The organism is Streptomyces sp. HNM0645 (assembly GCF_030056615.1).
GTDB classification, from domain to species: domain Bacteria; phylum Actinomycetota; class Actinomycetes; order Streptomycetales; family Streptomycetaceae; genus Streptomyces; species Streptomyces marianii.
Map to the genome: position 1 here is coordinate 21974 of NZ_JASHLT010000042.1, position 15223 is coordinate 37196.

The 15223-nt window shown below is 69.4% G+C and carries 7 protein-coding genes; 6 read left to right on the top strand and 1 reads right to left on the bottom strand.

Annotated features, from left to right (window positions below; all coding sequences use genetic code 11):
• The first annotated feature begins 8 nt into the window (after positions 1 to 8).
• The 4 genes from QMZ92_RS25635 to QMZ92_RS25650 all read left to right on the top strand — a co-directional run bounded on the left by QMZ92_RS25635 (position 9) and on the right by QMZ92_RS25650 (position 11116).
• Positions 9 to 6758 (top strand): DEAD/DEAH box helicase, encoded by a 6750-nt coding sequence (locus QMZ92_RS25635; protein ID WP_283299846.1) that lies wholly within the window; start codon positions 9 to 11, stop codon positions 6756 to 6758.
• On the top strand, positions 6758 to 8899 hold the full coding sequence (locus tag QMZ92_RS25640) for a UvrD-helicase domain-containing protein (RefSeq protein ID WP_283299847.1): 2142 nt from the start codon (positions 6758 to 6760) through the stop codon (positions 8897 to 8899). The genes QMZ92_RS25635 and QMZ92_RS25640 overlap by 1 nt, the downstream gene beginning before the upstream one ends.
• 97 nt (positions 8900 to 8996) lie before the next feature.
• Positions 8997 to 10373, top strand: a complete 1377-nt coding sequence (locus tag QMZ92_RS25645; RefSeq protein ID WP_283299848.1) for an AAA family ATPase — start codon at positions 8997 to 8999, stop codon at positions 10371 to 10373.
• 146 nt (positions 10374 to 10519) lie between these two features.
• The gene (locus QMZ92_RS25650) at positions 10520 to 11116 is read left to right on the top strand and encodes an HNH endonuclease (protein ID WP_283299849.1); all 597 of its coding nucleotides are present in this window, start codon (positions 10520 to 10522) and stop codon (positions 11114 to 11116) included.
• 790 nt (positions 11117 to 11906) lie between these two features.
• Here the strand turns inward: QMZ92_RS25650 and QMZ92_RS25655 are convergent.
• Entirely contained in the window at positions 11907 to 12674 is a 768-nt protein-coding gene (locus QMZ92_RS25655; protein WP_283299850.1) for an IclR family transcriptional regulator, read from the bottom strand.
• 278 nt (positions 12675 to 12952) lie between these two features.
• On the opposite strand from QMZ92_RS25655, the gene QMZ92_RS25660 reads away from it, so the two are divergent.
• Together QMZ92_RS25660 and QMZ92_RS25665 are read left to right on the top strand one after the other, a co-directional pair.
• Positions 12953 to 13474, top strand: coding sequence for a hypothetical protein (locus QMZ92_RS25660; RefSeq protein WP_161239160.1), 522 nt, complete (start codon positions 12953 to 12955; stop codon positions 13472 to 13474).
• A gap of 435 nt (positions 13475 to 13909) precedes the next feature.
• Positions 13910 to 15115, top strand: coding sequence for an ISAs1 family transposase (locus tag QMZ92_RS25665; RefSeq protein WP_283299852.1), 1206 nt, complete (start codon positions 13910 to 13912; stop codon positions 15113 to 15115).
• Positions 15116 to 15223: the final 108 nt, after the last annotated feature.

Sequence of the window (15223 nt, forward strand, 5' to 3'; positions counted from 1 at the left end):
ACCCAGCCATGCTTCCCTCCCTGGCCGCCGAGGATCTGCGCCGTGCCCTCGCCGCGTACCTGACGACGAGCTTCGCGCTCGCCGACGATGACGTCCGCGAAGAGCTGGAGGCTTTCCTTGAGCGGCCGGAGAGTCGCCTCTTCCGGGGCCCGTACCTCCGCGTCCGTACGCCCTTCCGGTACGCGCCTCCCGGCTGGGAGAAGGTACTGGACTGGTCGCCCGACCTCCGCCCCTACACCCACCAGGCGACCGCCTGGCGGCGGCTGTCCAGCAAGTCGGGCCATGCCCCCGAGCCGACGATCGTCACCACCGGAACGGGCTCCGGTAAGACTGAGTCGTTCCTCGTCCCCATCCTCGACCACTGCGCCCGTGCCCGCGCCGCCGGGGTGAAGGGTGTCAAGGCGCTGCTGCTCTACCCGATGAACGCGCTGGCCGACGACCAGGCCCGCCGTATCGACGACTTTCTCGCCAAGAACGCCGCCCTGTCCTCCGTCACCGCCGGCATCTACATCGGCGGTGCCTCCGGCAACCGCCCCCCGGACGACGAGGACGAGAACGCTCCCGGCTCCTACGCCCGCGAGTCCGGCGCGAGCACCGTCACCCCCGCCCAACTGTCCCCCGACAGCCGCCTGATCACCGACCGTGAGGCCATCCGCGCGAACCCGCCGGACCTGCTGCTCACCAACTACAAGATGCTGGACCTCCTCCTCCAGCGCATCCCGGACGTCCCGCTCTGGCAGGACGGCGGGCTGACGTACGTCGTCCTGGACGAGTTCCACACCTACGACGGCGCCCAGGGCACCGATGTGGCGATGCTGCTGCGCCGCCTGGGCGCGGCCACCGGCAAGGCCGAGCCCGGGCGTCCCCTCGGCACGATCACCCCCGTCGCCACCTCCGCCACCCTCGGCGGCGGAACCGGCGCGACCGATGGAACGGGCGCCGTCGGCCGCGCCACGGCCACCAGCGGCACCCCCTCCGCCGAAGCGGCCCCCACCCCCGACGGCCCCCAGAAGTCCGACCGCGAACTCCTCCTCGAATTTGCCGAGAAGGTCTTCGGCACCCCCTTCCCGGACGCCGCCCTCATCGGCGAGGACCGTCAGTCGCCGGGCGAGTTCGTCGCCGAGCCCGACTTCCTCCTCCCCGTGCCCTCCCCGGCCGCCCTCGCCGCCGTCCCCGACCCCCTCGACGACCCGTCCGCCCTCCACCGACTCGCAGAACTCGTCGTCGGCAAGGACTTCGCCGACCCGATCCAACTCGGCGAGAAGCTCCGCCAGCACAACCTCATCCGCGCCCTCCTCGATGTCGCGGGCGACACTCCCGTCACCGTCCCCGAGATCGCCCGCGAGTTCGCGAAACGCGGCGGCGGCGCGGCCTGGGACGAGGCGGCCCGCACCGACATCGACCTGGTCGCGACCGGCCTCGCACGGCTCCTCGCGCTGGTCTCGACAGCCCGCGCCTACGACCCGATCGCCGACCGCACCATCCCCTTCCTCCGCGTCGAGGCCCAGCTCTGGGTCCGCGAGGTGCGCCGCGTGATCCGCGCCGCGACGCCGACGCCCCACTTCCGCTGGTTCGACGACGACGGCCCCACCGGCGACACCCGGCCCAACCCGGCCAACCTCGCCGTCTACCCCTCCGCCGAGGTGGACAGCACCGCCGACGCCGACACGGACCCGTATGCCCCCGGCGACGGCGCCTCCGCCCTCACTCCGGACAGCCCCGTCCCGTTCGTCCGCCCCGTCGGCCCGGCCTACCGTGCCCATCTCCCCGCCGTGTACTGCCGCCACTGCGGGCGCTCCGGCTGGGCCGCGCTCTCCACGGATCTGGAGTGGCAGCAGCTCAAGACCAAGCCGCTGGAGATCTACCGGGCCTCTGCCCAGGGCAACCGGGCCGTGCGCTGGATGATCCGCGCCAGGCCCGGCGAGTACACCCCCGTCTTCCTCCATGCCGAGGAAGCTGAACTGCGCACGGCGCCGAGCAACGACACCGTGCCCGTCATCACTGTCGCCGGGCCGGTACCCGCCAACGCGGGCGACAAGTGCCCCTCCTGCGACCTGACCGACGGCATGCGCTTCCTCGGTGCGGGCACCGCCACCCTCGCCTCCGTCACCACCACCCAGCTCTTCTCCGACCGCGGCCTGACCGACGACGAGCGCAAGCTGCTGGTCTTCACCGACTCCGTCCAGGACGCCACCCACCGGGCCGCGTTCATCGCCAACCGCAGCTTCGGCTTCACCTTCCGCGGGCTGCTCGCCGAGCAACTCAGGCCCGGTGCCCCCGTCGCCGTACACGATCTGGCCACCGATGCCGCCGAAGCCGTGGTGACGTCGGCCGAGAAGGGCGAGATGAGCAAGCTCGCCTCGATCGTGCCGCCCGACCTGCGCGACAACCCGGAGATCCGGACGCTCCTCAGCGGCGACGGGTTCAGCGACGCGGGCGCGTACATGCTGCAGGACCGCATGGTCTTCCAGACGCTGCTGGAGTTCGGGCTGCGCTCACGCCTGGGCCGTACCCTCGAACTGACCCGGACCGCTGCCGCCGAGGTTCACCTCCCCGACGCCGCCGCCGTCGCGGCTCTGCTGCGGGAAGCCCACCAGCGTCTCCCGGGGCAGATCACCCTCCCCACCGACGACGCCGACTACGTCGTCTACCTGCGCGGCCTGCTGGAGCGCATGCGCCTGCGTGGGGCGCTGTTCCACCCCTGGCTCAAGGAGTACATCGCCCAGGCCGGCGCCCGGCGCTGGCCGATCTGGGGCGGGCGGCCCACGGGCATGCCCGCGTTCCCGCGCGGCCTGGCCGCACCGACGTTCCCGGTCCTCGGGCGCCTCGGCACGTCCGAGTTCGACTCGCTGGCCCGCGACAACACCTGGTTCGCCGACTGGGGGCACCGCACCCTCGGCTGCGAGCGACGCGAGGCCCGCGCCCTCGCCGAACAGGCCATGAAGCTGCTCGCGCAGCGTGAGGTACTGGCGACCTACCCGGCCGAGGGCGGCTCGACCGTCTTCGCCCTCAGGCCGCGCACCATCATGGTGCACAGCCTCGCCACCGGCCCGTCGTCCCCTGACGACGGCAGCGGGGCGGACGGGGCCGGGGCCGACGGAACGGGCGTCAACGACCACGGCGTCCGCTGCGACAGCTGCACCTGGCGACAGACCGTCCCGCCCGGCCGGCGCGAGGACTGGCTCGGCACGCCCTGCCTGCGCTTCCAGTGCGGCGGCACCTTCACCACCGACGACCGCGACTACAGCGACGACTACTACCGCCGTCTCTACACGGTCGACCGGCCCGGTGACGTCCTCACCGCCGAGCACACGGGCGCACTCAGCCGGGCCCGCCGCGAGGAGGTCGAGCAGGCATTCAAGAACCGCCCCTCGCCGTTCGACCCGAACGTGCTGACCTGCACGCCCACCCTGGAACTCGGCATCGACATCGGCGACCTGTCCGCCGTACTGCTCGCCTCCCTGCCGCCCGCGCCCGCCAACTACGCGCAGCGCATCGGCCGTGCCGGCCGCAGCACCGGCAACTCGCTCACCGTCACCTTCGTACCGCGCGGTGCCCGCAACCAGTACTACCTGCACGCACCCGAGCAGATGCTCGCAGGCCGGATCATCCCGCCGGACTGCTACCTCGACGCCTCCGAGATCCTGCGCCGCCAGTACCTGGCGTACCTGCTGGACCGGGCCGCCGACCGCAGCCTGTGGCAGGGGACGATGATGCCCGAGGAGCCCATGCCGCACCGCATCGGCGGGCTCTTCACCCGAGGGCTCGCCGAGGACGGCTGGTTCCGCCGCTTCCTGGACGTCGCCCACGCCCGCCACGCTGAACTCGCGTCCTCCTTCGTCCAGCTTTTCCCGGGGATGTCGGCCGAGGCCGAGCAGGGCCTGCGGCAGTTCGCTCAGCTGGAGCTGGAGCAGACCGTAGGCCAGGCCGCCACCGCATGGCGCAAGCGCCTGGAGGCACTGCGCTCCCGGTCCCGGCAGATCGGCCGGGCCTTCGACGCCCTGTCCACCGCCTCCGGGGACCGCGAACGCGACGAGCAGCGCCGCCAGCTCTACGCCGAGCGCAGGTCGGTCAACCGGCGCAGGGACGCCCTGGTCGGCGAGAACTCGGTCAACGCCATGGTCCGTCTGGGCCTGCTGCCCAACTACACCCTCCACGACGACGCCACGCTGCTCGACGCGACCCTGTGGTGGAAGGACGCCGACGGCGAGTTCCAGGACCAGCTGACCGAGTACGGGCGGGGCTCACGGATGGGCCTACTGGAACTCGCGCCCGGCAACACCTTCCACACCGACGGCTACAAGTACATCGTCAACGGCCTGGATCTCGGCGCCGGCGAGGGCGACACCGCCTACGCCAAGTGGCGGCTGTGCCCCGAGTGCGGCTACGTCGCCACCGCCGAGTCCGGGCTGGACCTCACGGCCTGCCCGCGCTGCCTGACGCCGCAGATCGCCGATCCCGGCGCGCTCCACACCGTGCTCGTGCCCGAGCGGGTCACCGCCCGTGAGCGGCGCGAGGACGCACGGCTCACCGACGAGCGTGACGAGCGGGAGCGGCGCCGGTTCAACGACATCACGCTGGTGGACATCGACTCGGAACAACCCCAGGGACTGCGTGCCTGGAAGCGGGTCGGGGAGCTGCCGTTCGGTGTGGAGTTCGCCCGGGTGGCCACCATCCGCACCCTCAACCTCGGCCCGGCCGCCGCGGCGGGTCCGGAGCACCAGATCGCCGGCGACGACGTCCAGGTGCCCGGCTTCGAGACCTGCCTGGAGTGCGGGGCCGTACGCGGTGTGCACCCCCAGGCATGGGACCGGGCCGCCCAGCGGATCGGTACCCGGCACGCGTACTGGTGCGGCCACAAGGACGACGGGATCGACGCCGAGACGGCGTCGATGCAGCGACTCGTCCTCGCGCACGAGCTGACGACGCAGGCGCTGCGGATCCTGCTGCCCGTCTCCACGATGGAACTGCAGACCCGGCTGGTGTCGTTCAAGGCCGCGCTGCTGCTGGGCATCACCAAGCACTTCGGCGGCGCTCCCGACCATCTGCGCGTCGTACCCGCGACCATGCCGGGCGGCACCCGGGAACTGCGCCGCCGCTTCCTGGTGCTGCACGACTCCATGCCGGGCGGCACCGGCTACCTGGAGCACCTCGCCGACGCGACCGTGCTGCACCGGGTGCTCACCCTCGCCCAGACCGCCCTGCGGGACTGCCCCTGCGGCAAGGAGAACCTGCGCACCCCCTGCCACCGCTGCCTGCTGCCGCACGTCAGCAGCAACGAACACCCCTTCGCGTCGCTGCGGGTCGCCAGGGAGCTCCTGGACGAGATCCTCACGGGCTGGGACACGGAGCAGGTCGACACCCTGTCCGGGGTGCGCATCGACCAGCTCGCGGAGAGCGAGCTGGAGAAGCAGTTCGTCCGCACCCTCGTCGACTGGGGCAGCCGCCGCCCGGAGTCCGGCTCGGTGACGCCCCGCGCCGGGGAACGCGGCATGGAGTACGAACTGCGCTTCACCCGCCCGGACGGCAGCGGCACCCGCTGGCTCTTCCAGGACCATGTGCGGCAGCTGACGTCCGCGCCCAGTGAACCGGACTATCTGCTGACCCGGATCGACGGGCCGTCGACGCGCATCGCGGTCTTCCTCGACGGCTACGCCTTCCACGCCAGCACCGGCATCAACCGGATCGCCGACGACGCCGCCAAGCGCGAGGCACTGCGGGCCGAGGGCATGCAGGTGTGGCAGTTCACGCACGCGGACGTCATGGCGTGGAAGGCGGCGGTGGAGGGGACCGCGGACGACCGTGAGGTGCGCACCCCTGCCGAACCGCTCCTCGGTGAGGGCGCGCTGCGGACCGCCCGGCAGATCCACCAAATGCTGACGGGCGGCGCACGCCCCGACGACACCCTGGACCCGGCACTGCGCAACCCGATCGAGACGCTGCTCGCGGTGCTCGCCGATCCCGACGCGGAGAAGTGGTCCCGCAGGGCGGCGGCGCTGATCAGCGGTTTCGCCGGGGGCGGAGCGGCCCGGCAGCCGGTTGACCGGCGTGCGGTTGGCCAGCGGCTGCCGGACGTGCTCGCGGGCGGCCCCTTGCCGGTCGCCGACAACCCGGCCGCCGCCGACGCCATCGCGATGGACGTCCGCACCCTGGGCGGGCTGCGCGTCATCGGACTGCTCGACCGGCGGGCCGAGCCCGCGACCGGGCAGCCCGGGATGTCCGCCTGGTCGGCGTTCACCGTGCTGGACGACCGCGACGAGGCCGTCGCCGAGCCCGGCCATCGGGCGCGGTGGGCCGACTGGCTGCGGTGGTCCAATCTGCTGCAGCTGCTGACGGGCGACCGGGGTTCGGCACTGCCTCGTTCGTTCCACCAGGTCGCGATGTCCACGGCCGGGCAGCTCGACCCGCACACGGTCGCCCTCCTCGCGGGTGCGCTACCCACGACCACGGGCCTGCCCGACGAGCTGCCGGAGCCCTGGGCGGAGGCGGTCGAGTGGGCCTCCTCGCAGGCCGAGGAACTGCTGTTCGCCCTGTGCCGGGAAGCCCGCACCCGTCACTTCGGCGCCCCGGAGGTCGGCTTCGAGCTCGACGACCGGGTCGCACAGCAGGCGGAACTCGCCTGGCCGGACGCCAGGGTGGCGGTGTTCCTCGACGTGGACGAGCACCGTGACACCGCGTTCGCGGAGGCCGGCTGGCACGTCGTACACGCCGAAACAGTTGATGTGGCCCAGTTGGCCGAGCGTTTGGAGAATGTGTGATGTCCAAGGCCCAGGTCGTCATGGCGGACGTCTTCGGCAAGTACTACGACAAGCTCGACGGGTCGGTCCAGGCACAGGTCCTGCAGTTCATCATGAAGATGCAGCGCGACCCGGACGCCAACGGCCTCAACCTCAAGCCGCCGAAGGGCGCCGAGGACAAGCGGGTGCGCACGGCCAGGATCAACGACAACTTCCGCGCGGTGCTGATGCACTACGCCGACCGCATCTACTACCTGGTCGCGGTGCTGCCGCACGACGACGCCTACACTCTCGCGTCCCACATCATCTTCGACATCAACAAGGTCACCGGCGGCGTCGAGCTGATCAACCTAGCCAGCCTCCACGGCACCCTGAGCGGGCAGCCCGCCCAGGCAGCCGCCACCGAGCAGCCGTCCGTCTTCGCCCACGTCTCGGACGCCGACTTCGACCGGCTCGGCGTGCACCCCTCGGTAGTACCGGCGTTGCGGGAGATCCGCAGCATCGACGCGATACTCGGCTTCGTGGAGCACCTGCCCAAGCTCGCCAGGGACGTGATCCTCTGCCTCGCCGACGGTATGACCGTCGAGGACGTCTGGGAGCACGTCAGTTCGGTCGCCGCGACCAGTGACACCATCGACCCGGACGACTACGAGGCCGCCAACGAGCGCCCCGCTACCAAGGAGTCCTTCGTCGTCACCGGCGACGTCGCCGAGTTCGGCCGGATCATGTCCGAGCCGCTGTCGGCCTGGCGGATCTTCCTGCACCCGGCCCAGCGCGCCCTGGCCGAGCGCAAGACCCCCAACAAGGGGTCAGTACGGGTCACCGGCGGCCCCGGCACGGGCAAGACCGTCGTCGCCCTGCACCGGGTCAAGGCGCTGGCCGAACGGCTGCCGCCCGGCCAGGCGATCCTGCTCACCACCTACACCACCACGCTCGCCGAACTGCTGCGCTCGCTCCTTGAGGACCTCGGCGGCACCCAGCTCACCGCGAAGGTGGACGTCCGCAACATCGACAAGGTCGCCTACGGCATCGCCAAGGAGGTCTTCGGCGCGAAGACCCCCAAGTCCCTCGGCGACGACGAGATCCGCAGGCGCTGGGAGGACCTGGCCGAGGAACAGCAACCGCACCGCTGGGACGCGCGTTTCCTGGAGGCCGAGTGGAAGCAGGTCGTGCTCGCCCAGGACGTGCGCAGCCGCGACGAGTACCTCGTCGCCAGCCGGGCCGGTCGCGGCCGACGCCTCAACCGCCCGGAACGGGCACAGGTGTGGGGGCTGATCGAGGTGTTCGAGCACCGGCTGGACGCGGCCGGTGAGGTCGGCGTCACCCAACTCGCAGCGCAGGCCGCCCGGATCGCCTCGGGCTGGAGCGACGAGACCCGCCCGTACCGGCACATCGTCGTGGACGAGGCCCAGGACCTGCACGCCGCGCACTGGAAGCTGCTGCGGGCGCTCGTCCCGGCCGGCGAGGACGACCTCTTCATCGTCGGCGACGCCCACCAGCGGATCTACGACAACCGGACCACGTTGAGCGCCCACGGCATCAACGTGCGGGGCAGACGCTCCAGGCGACTGACCCTGAACTACCGCACGACCCGTCAGATCCTCGGAACGTCACTGAGCCTGCTGGGCGACGCGAGCTTCGACGACCTCGACGACGCGACCGAGGACCTGGGTGGCTACCGCTCCGTTCTCGGCGGGGCGAAGCCCGAGTTGACCGAATACCCGAGCACGGCCGCGGAACTCGCGGGCCTGGCCGGACGGGTCGGGGAGTGGCTGGGCGAAGGGCTGAAGGAGGACGAGATCGTCGTCACCGCCCGGACCAACAAGCTCGCGGACGCGGCGGTGGAGGCGTTGCACAACGCGGGGATCAAGGCCGTCAGGGTGAAGCCGCGGCAGACTCCGGCGATCGGTTCCGGGGTGCACGTGATGACGATGCACCGGATCAAGGGCCTGGAGTACCGGGCGGTCGCCATCATCGGAGCGGGCGCGGATCACGTGCCGCAGCCCGGCGCCGTCACCCCAGCCTCCGAGGACCGTACCCAGCACGACCGCGACCTGCAGCGCGAGCGCTCGCTGCTGTTCGTCGCGGCCACCAGGGCCCGCGAGCAGCTCTCCATCACCTGGGCCGGACCACGCAGCCCGTTCCTGGAGGGAAGCCACTGACCTGCGGTGACGCGACACAACGCCGCCGCGTTAGAGTCACCACGGAGCCGGCCGTCGTCCGGCTCTCACCTCAGAACGGGATCCGGGCGGACGAGACATGTACCTGAAGAACCTTCGCCTACGGAACATCAGGTCGTTCCACGGTGCACGCGACGTCGACCTGGACCTGACCAGGCCCGACGGCTCCTACGCCGGCTGGACGGTCCTGGCGGGCCGCAACGGCTCGGGGAAGACGACTCTGCTGCGCGCGGTCGCCCTGACGATCAGCGGACCTGCCGTGGCCCGCAGTCTCGTCCCCGGGTTCGACACCTGGGTCTCGCGGGACGAGACGGTGGCGAAAGCCGAGGTGTGCCTGGTCCATGACCCGGAGCAGGACCAATTCAGTTCGGGGCGGCGTCCGGTCCGACCCATCTGGGCAGGACTCCGCTGGACGGCGGCGGAGCAGACGTCACTCTCGGGCAAGCCGGGTTCCAGCCGGGCCGGGCAGCCGGCGCTGAACGCCATCGGCTACCAGAAGGAACGCCCCGTCGCCCAGCGCGGCCCATGGGCGGACAATCCGGTGGGATGGTTCTGCGCGGGGTACGGTCCCTTCCGCAGGCTCGCCGGGGGCTCGAGCGACATCCAGCGGCTGATGTCCAGCTCAGGCGCGGTAGCCCGGCTGACGAGCCTCTTCCACGAGGACGCGTCGCTGGCGGAAGGCGTGAGCTGGCTCATCGAGCAGCACCTGCGCGCGTTCGAGGACCGCGACGGCGCCCGGGACCTCAAGGCGGCCGCTCTGGCCATCCTGGGCGACGACCTGCTGCCCGACGACTACCGGATCGACAACGTCGACTCCGAAGGCCTATGGGTCGTCAACCGCAACCACCGGTTCCCGCTGCGGGAGATGAGCGACGGCTACCGCACGGTGGCTGCCCTGGTCGTGGACATCCTCAAGCAGATCCATGACGCCTACGGCGAACTCGTCCTGGACACGACGGACGGCACGCCGAACGTTCCGAGTTCCGGGGTCGTCATCATCGACGAGATCGACGCCCATCTGCACGTGTCCTGGCAGAAGCGCATCGGCGGCTGGCTGAAGGCGCACTTCCCGAACATCCAGTTCATCGTCACCACGCACAGCCCCTACGTCTGCCAGGCAGCGGACCCGGGCGGACTGATCCGGCTGCCGGGCCCCGACGAGGAGGGCCCTGTGGAGGTCGTGCCCCAGCACCTCTACGACCGCATCGTCTTCGGCAGCGGTGACGACGCCGTGCTCTCGGACCTGTTCGGGCTCGACACCCCCTACTCGGACCAGGCCGAACAGAAGCGCGAGGAACTCATCGCCCTGGAACTGGACGTCGTGCGAGGCCGGGCCAGCGAAGAGGAAAAGGACCGATACCGCCACCTGAAGCGCAAGTTGGCCAGTTCACCGGCAGCTCGCGTCGATGAAATCGCAGCCGGGCTCCACTCCCGCCGTCCACGGCGCGATTCATGATCCGAGTGACGAGGGTGCCACTCCCGCAGTCGACGCTGACTTCCATGGCCGGCTACACCGGTGACATCGGGCAGGCCGCTGCACCCAAGACGCGAGCGGGGCAGTTATGGAAGCACACGTCCGTCCGCAGGCATATACACCCCGTGTTGAGAAGCGCCCTCGCGGAGATGGCACCCGGGCTGGAGCGGTGCATGTACTGCGGGGACAACCAGGGCACGGACATCGACCACTTCGAGCCCGTCCGTGTCAATCCGTTACGGACCTTCGACTGGAACAACCACCTGCTGGCGTGCTCCCTGTGCAACAGCCACCTCAAACGTGGCCTCTTCCCCCTCGCCGACGACGGCACGCCCCTGCTCATCGACCCGAGCCGTGAGGACCCCGCTCCGCATCTGCACCTCTCGCTCGCAGCCGGTGAATACCTCGACCTCACCGACAGGGGTACCGCGACGATCAAGGTTTTCGGTCTCAATCGGAGCATCCTCGTCCGGGGACGGCGCAACGCGTATCGGATCACCCCGCTCCTCCTGGACCAGTGGCGTGCTGCCTTCGAGAAGGACGACCTGGAGGAGGCGGCAGCCTGTGCGGCAACCATCTGGGAGCAGCCCACCGCCGATGTTGTTCATGCCATGTTCCACCAAGCAGTCGCCCCGGGCGCCGGGGACATCTTCACCGACGAGTCCGACACCCTCGCTCTGCTGCGCGATCCGGTGATCCGTACCGGACTGCTGGGCACCTGCTAGGTCAGCGCCCTGCGCAAGCACCTTCTCGCTGAGAGCTTCCCTCGAGAGAAGAAATGGGAGGACACCACCGTGAAGCTGAGTTCGGCGGTCGGTGACATCACCGAAGTGGCCGACTGCACAGTACCCGGGTAACAGTCCCTGAAGTATCCGTGCGGCTTGCGCCCAGATATAGATCAGATTCGCCGCATTGAGCTCCGAGATGAAGCCTGCTTCTCCCAGGACTCGAGTGGCCGGTTAAGCGGCCACATGTCAGGATCGGACTGTGCCTGCTTTCCTGGACGCCGCCGAAAGTTCGAGGTGCCCTACCGTGCCGCCTCCCAGGATGCGGCGGGTGGTGTTCGTCGCGTTGCTGAGCTCGGACGGGCGGCTTGCCCTGGTGGCAGACGACGTGCCTGGAGCTGTTCCCCGATGGATGCTCCCGTCAGGATCGGTCCGAGCCGCAGAGTCCTACCGTGAGGCGGCAGTGCGCGTACTCCGCGATGCGGTCGGCGCAATGCCGGTGCACGGGGGCGCCGTTGAAGGATGCCGTTGGGCTCAGGTGCCTGTGCCCATAGGCCGGAGCCGTCGAGAGGCGCACGTGTTCATCTTTCGTCTCGTTGGGGCTGGTGCTCCGCCGGAGCATCTGCCCTGGGGAGCGACACACTGGGCGGGACCTGAGCAGTGGCAGGAGTTGTGCACACGGTGCGATCTGCCAGATGTGGATGTGCTGTTGACGGGATACCTGGAGGGGTGGATCCCGGACGGGCGGATCACGTTGGGGCCTTGAGTCCCGGCACCTCGGCACCCGCTATCACTCTGCCCTGGCGATCGTGGTGGCGGTCTCCTGCAGGGCCGTCGCAACCGCTGGCATGTCCTGTTCGCGCAGACGTACGGCGGGTGCGTACACGGAGATCGCGGCGAGCGGTTCCCCGATGCGGTTGCGGATGGCCACGCCTACGCCGTGCAGGTCGTGTGCACTTTCCTCGAGGTCTGCCGCCCATCCCCGGGCTCTAACTTCCTCCAACTCCACCTCAAGCAGTGGCCACTCAGTGATGCTTCCGGCCGCCGTGGCAGGGAGCGCGGCCGGGAGTGTCGCGCGCACATCTGCCGGGTCGCGCAGTGCGAGCAAAGCCTTGCCCGCCGCTGTGACGTGGGCGGGGAGCTCCTGTCCGAGCGGAACGCTGACGCGCAGGACATGCCGGCACTCGACTCCGTCGAGTAGTCGGACGACGGCCGCATCCAGGGAGTACAGGCACACCGTCTCCTGCAGCTTCTCGGAGAGCTCCTCCAGGGGTCTGCGCGCCTGTCGTCGGACGTCCAGCTGGGCGATCGCGGCCAGTCCCATGCGTACGAGCTGCGGACCCGCTGAGTATCCGTGCTGGCCAGGATCGTGACGCAGGAAACCCGTGCGCTGCAGGGTGACCAGGATGCGGTGAGCAGTGGAACGTGAGATACCGAGCTCCCGGGCGGTTTCTGTAACACCGATTTCCCCCCGGTCATACGCCAGGACGAGAACATCCAGGGCCTTCGTCACCGACGCCAAGGCCTCTGTCGCCGACAGATGCTTGCCATCCACCATGAAGGAACCGTAACGCTCAAACGTTCCCGGAGACCGGGAGCTTCGACAGAATCCACACGTCAGGATTCTGTGATGGCACGTCTCACAGTTCCGGTGCGGCATCGCACGAACCCGGCGAGCCAACTCTGCCCCAAGACAGGTCGAGTCCTGCGATAACTCCGACCGGACTTGCCGTGCTTGAGCACACTGTTGACCGTTTGATAGCGCCTCACAGGAACTGCGTGCGTGCCACAGTGTGCCGTCCCTACACTGGCAGCGACCTTCCTTAGGAGTTCGCTATGGCGGGATACCGGACCAGCGCACCTGCATCAGACAAGGGTGTCTACATCGGCCAGGCCCGGCATGCCGTGAAGGAGCTGATCACTTCACTGCGCGGCGAGTTGGCGACATTGGAAGCCGTGTACGCGATGATGTGCCAGGGCGCCGAATCCACCGATGTCCGCGAAGAGCCGCCGGACACTGGCGAGGACGCGGAAACCGCCCAGCCTTCCCGGGAGGGTCCGTCTGAAGTTTCTGTCGCCGACGAGGATCCTTCGTCCGAAGATGCGCGCCCGGGGATTGGCACTCGGACCCTGGGGCCACCGCGTAACGGAAGCATGCGCGATGCGATCCTCACACTCCTGTGCGCCGCTCAAGAGGCAATGTCCATCACCGATATCGCGGCGGCGGTGCGCCCGGGAGCGGACGCGACGGTTCGCTCATCCGTAGGAAAAACCCTCAACCGTATGAAGCAACTTGGCGAGGTGGAAAACGTAGCACCGGGAATGTTCCGGGCCGTGCTGTCATCCAGGGCCGCTTGATCCACCCGAGAACGACCCTAACCCAACAAGCAGGCCTCCCTCGATTAGCGGTCGAGGGAGGCCGCCAAACACGCGAACGGACGCTTCTCCTAGCAGGGTTCCGGTCCGTCGCGCACGTTCACTCTAGCGCCCCCACGGGCAGGGCCATTGCGCGATTGGGATTGGTCCGGTTCGCCGGTCTCGTGAGTGACGTGGCGTCATGTCCTTGGTGCGGCATGGGAGCCCGGAGAGCAGAGCAGGCACGGTGCTGGTGATCATGTGGTTGTCGAGACCCATGAGANCAGGGCCATTGCGCGATTGGGATTGGTCCGGTTCGCCGGTCTCGTGAGTGACGTGGCGTCATGTCCTTGGTGCGGCATGGGAGCCCGGAGAGCAGAGCAGGCACGGTGCTGGTGATCATGTGGTTGTCGAGACCCATGAGAACCGAGCGAGACCGTGCCTGCCCGAACATCATCGCCCATCCCTTCCGCACTTGAGCAACTGGGCTCCCCGACTGATCCCCTCACCTCAAGCGATGTCGCTGACCTGCGGCGTTTCCTGATCCGGGTCGCCGATCCCCGCGATGCGCGAGGACTGCGGTATCCGGCTCTCGCGTTGCTGTGCGCAGCCGTCTCGGCGGTGCTGACCGGGGCTCGCTCGCTCATCGCGATCAGCGAGTGGATCACGGATGCCCCGCAGCATGTGCTGGGCGTCCTCGGCTTCGCTGCCGATCCGCTTACCGGTCTGCGGCCGGTGCCGCACGCCGCAACGGTGCGCCGCCTGCTGCAGCGTGTGGACGGTGACGCGCTGGACGCGGCGATCAGCGCGTATCTGCAGGCCAGAACGCCGTCCCTGGTCGAGCCGGACACGGAGAAAGGGCCACTGCGACGGGTGATTGCGGTCGACGGCAAGGTGGTCCGCGGATCGCGGACCACCACGGCCGCGGCGATTCAGTTGCTGGCGGCGATGGACCACCACGGCGTGGTCCTGGCCCAGCGGCAGGTCGCTTCCAAGAGCAACGAGATCCCCTCCTTCGCGCCGTTGCTGGACGGTCTTGAGTTGGAGAACACGGTGGTGACCGCCGACGCCCTGCACACCCAGCACGATCACGGCGCCTATCTGATCAGTCGCGGCGCGTACTACGTGGCCATCGTGAAGAACAACCATCCGGGCCTGTACGCCCAGGTCAGAAAGCTGCCCTGGCGGGACATCCCGCTCGGGCACCGCACTCGCGACCACGCCCACCACCGCGAGGAGGTCCGCCGGCTCAAGGTCGCCGCGTTCAGCCACCTCGACTACCCCGGCGCCCGCCAGGCGATCCAAGTCGTACGGTGGCGACGCGACTTGAGCACCGGGAAGCTGACCATCGAGCGCGTCTACCTGATCACCAGCCTGACCGTCTTCGACGCCACCTGCACCGAGCTCGCCACCTGGATCAGAGGCCACTGGGGTATCGAGAACCTCCTGCACCACGTCCGGGACCGCACATTCCGCGAGGACGACTCCAAGGTCCGCACCGGCACCCTGCCCCGCGCCATGGCCTCCCTGCGCAACCTCGCCATCAGCGTCTTCCGCCAGGACGGCCACACCAACATCGCCGCCGCCCTCCGCCACACCGGCCGCGACTACCACCGGCCCCTACGAGCCCTCGGACTCACGTGACGAACCCAGACAGATCTCGATCATGCAATGACCCTGGATTCTCCCAGCCCACCCGAATGAAGCTCCCCGTTCGGATGTTCCTATCGGATTCCGCTCGCCGGCCACGGG

Excerpts from the sequence above, each read along its gene's own strand:
- QMZ92_RS25645 (WP_283299848.1), top strand. The coding sequence starts at position 8,997 with ATGTACCTGAAGAACCTTCGCCTACGGAACATCAGGTCGTTCCACGGT.
- QMZ92_RS25640 (WP_283299847.1), top strand. The coding sequence starts at position 6,758 with ATGTCCAAGGCCCAGGTCGTCATGGCGGACGTCTTCGGCAAGTACTAC.
- QMZ92_RS25635 (WP_283299846.1), top strand. The coding sequence starts at position 9 with ATGCTTCCCTCCCTGGCCGCCGAGGATCTGCGCCGTGCCCTCGCCGCG.
- QMZ92_RS25660 (WP_161239160.1), top strand. The coding sequence starts at position 12,953 with ATGGCGGGATACCGGACCAGCGCACCTGCATCAGACAAGGGTGTCTAC.
- QMZ92_RS25655 (WP_283299850.1), bottom strand. The coding sequence starts at position 12,674 with ATGGTGGATGGCAAGCATCTGTCGGCGACAGAGGCCTTGGCGTCGGTG.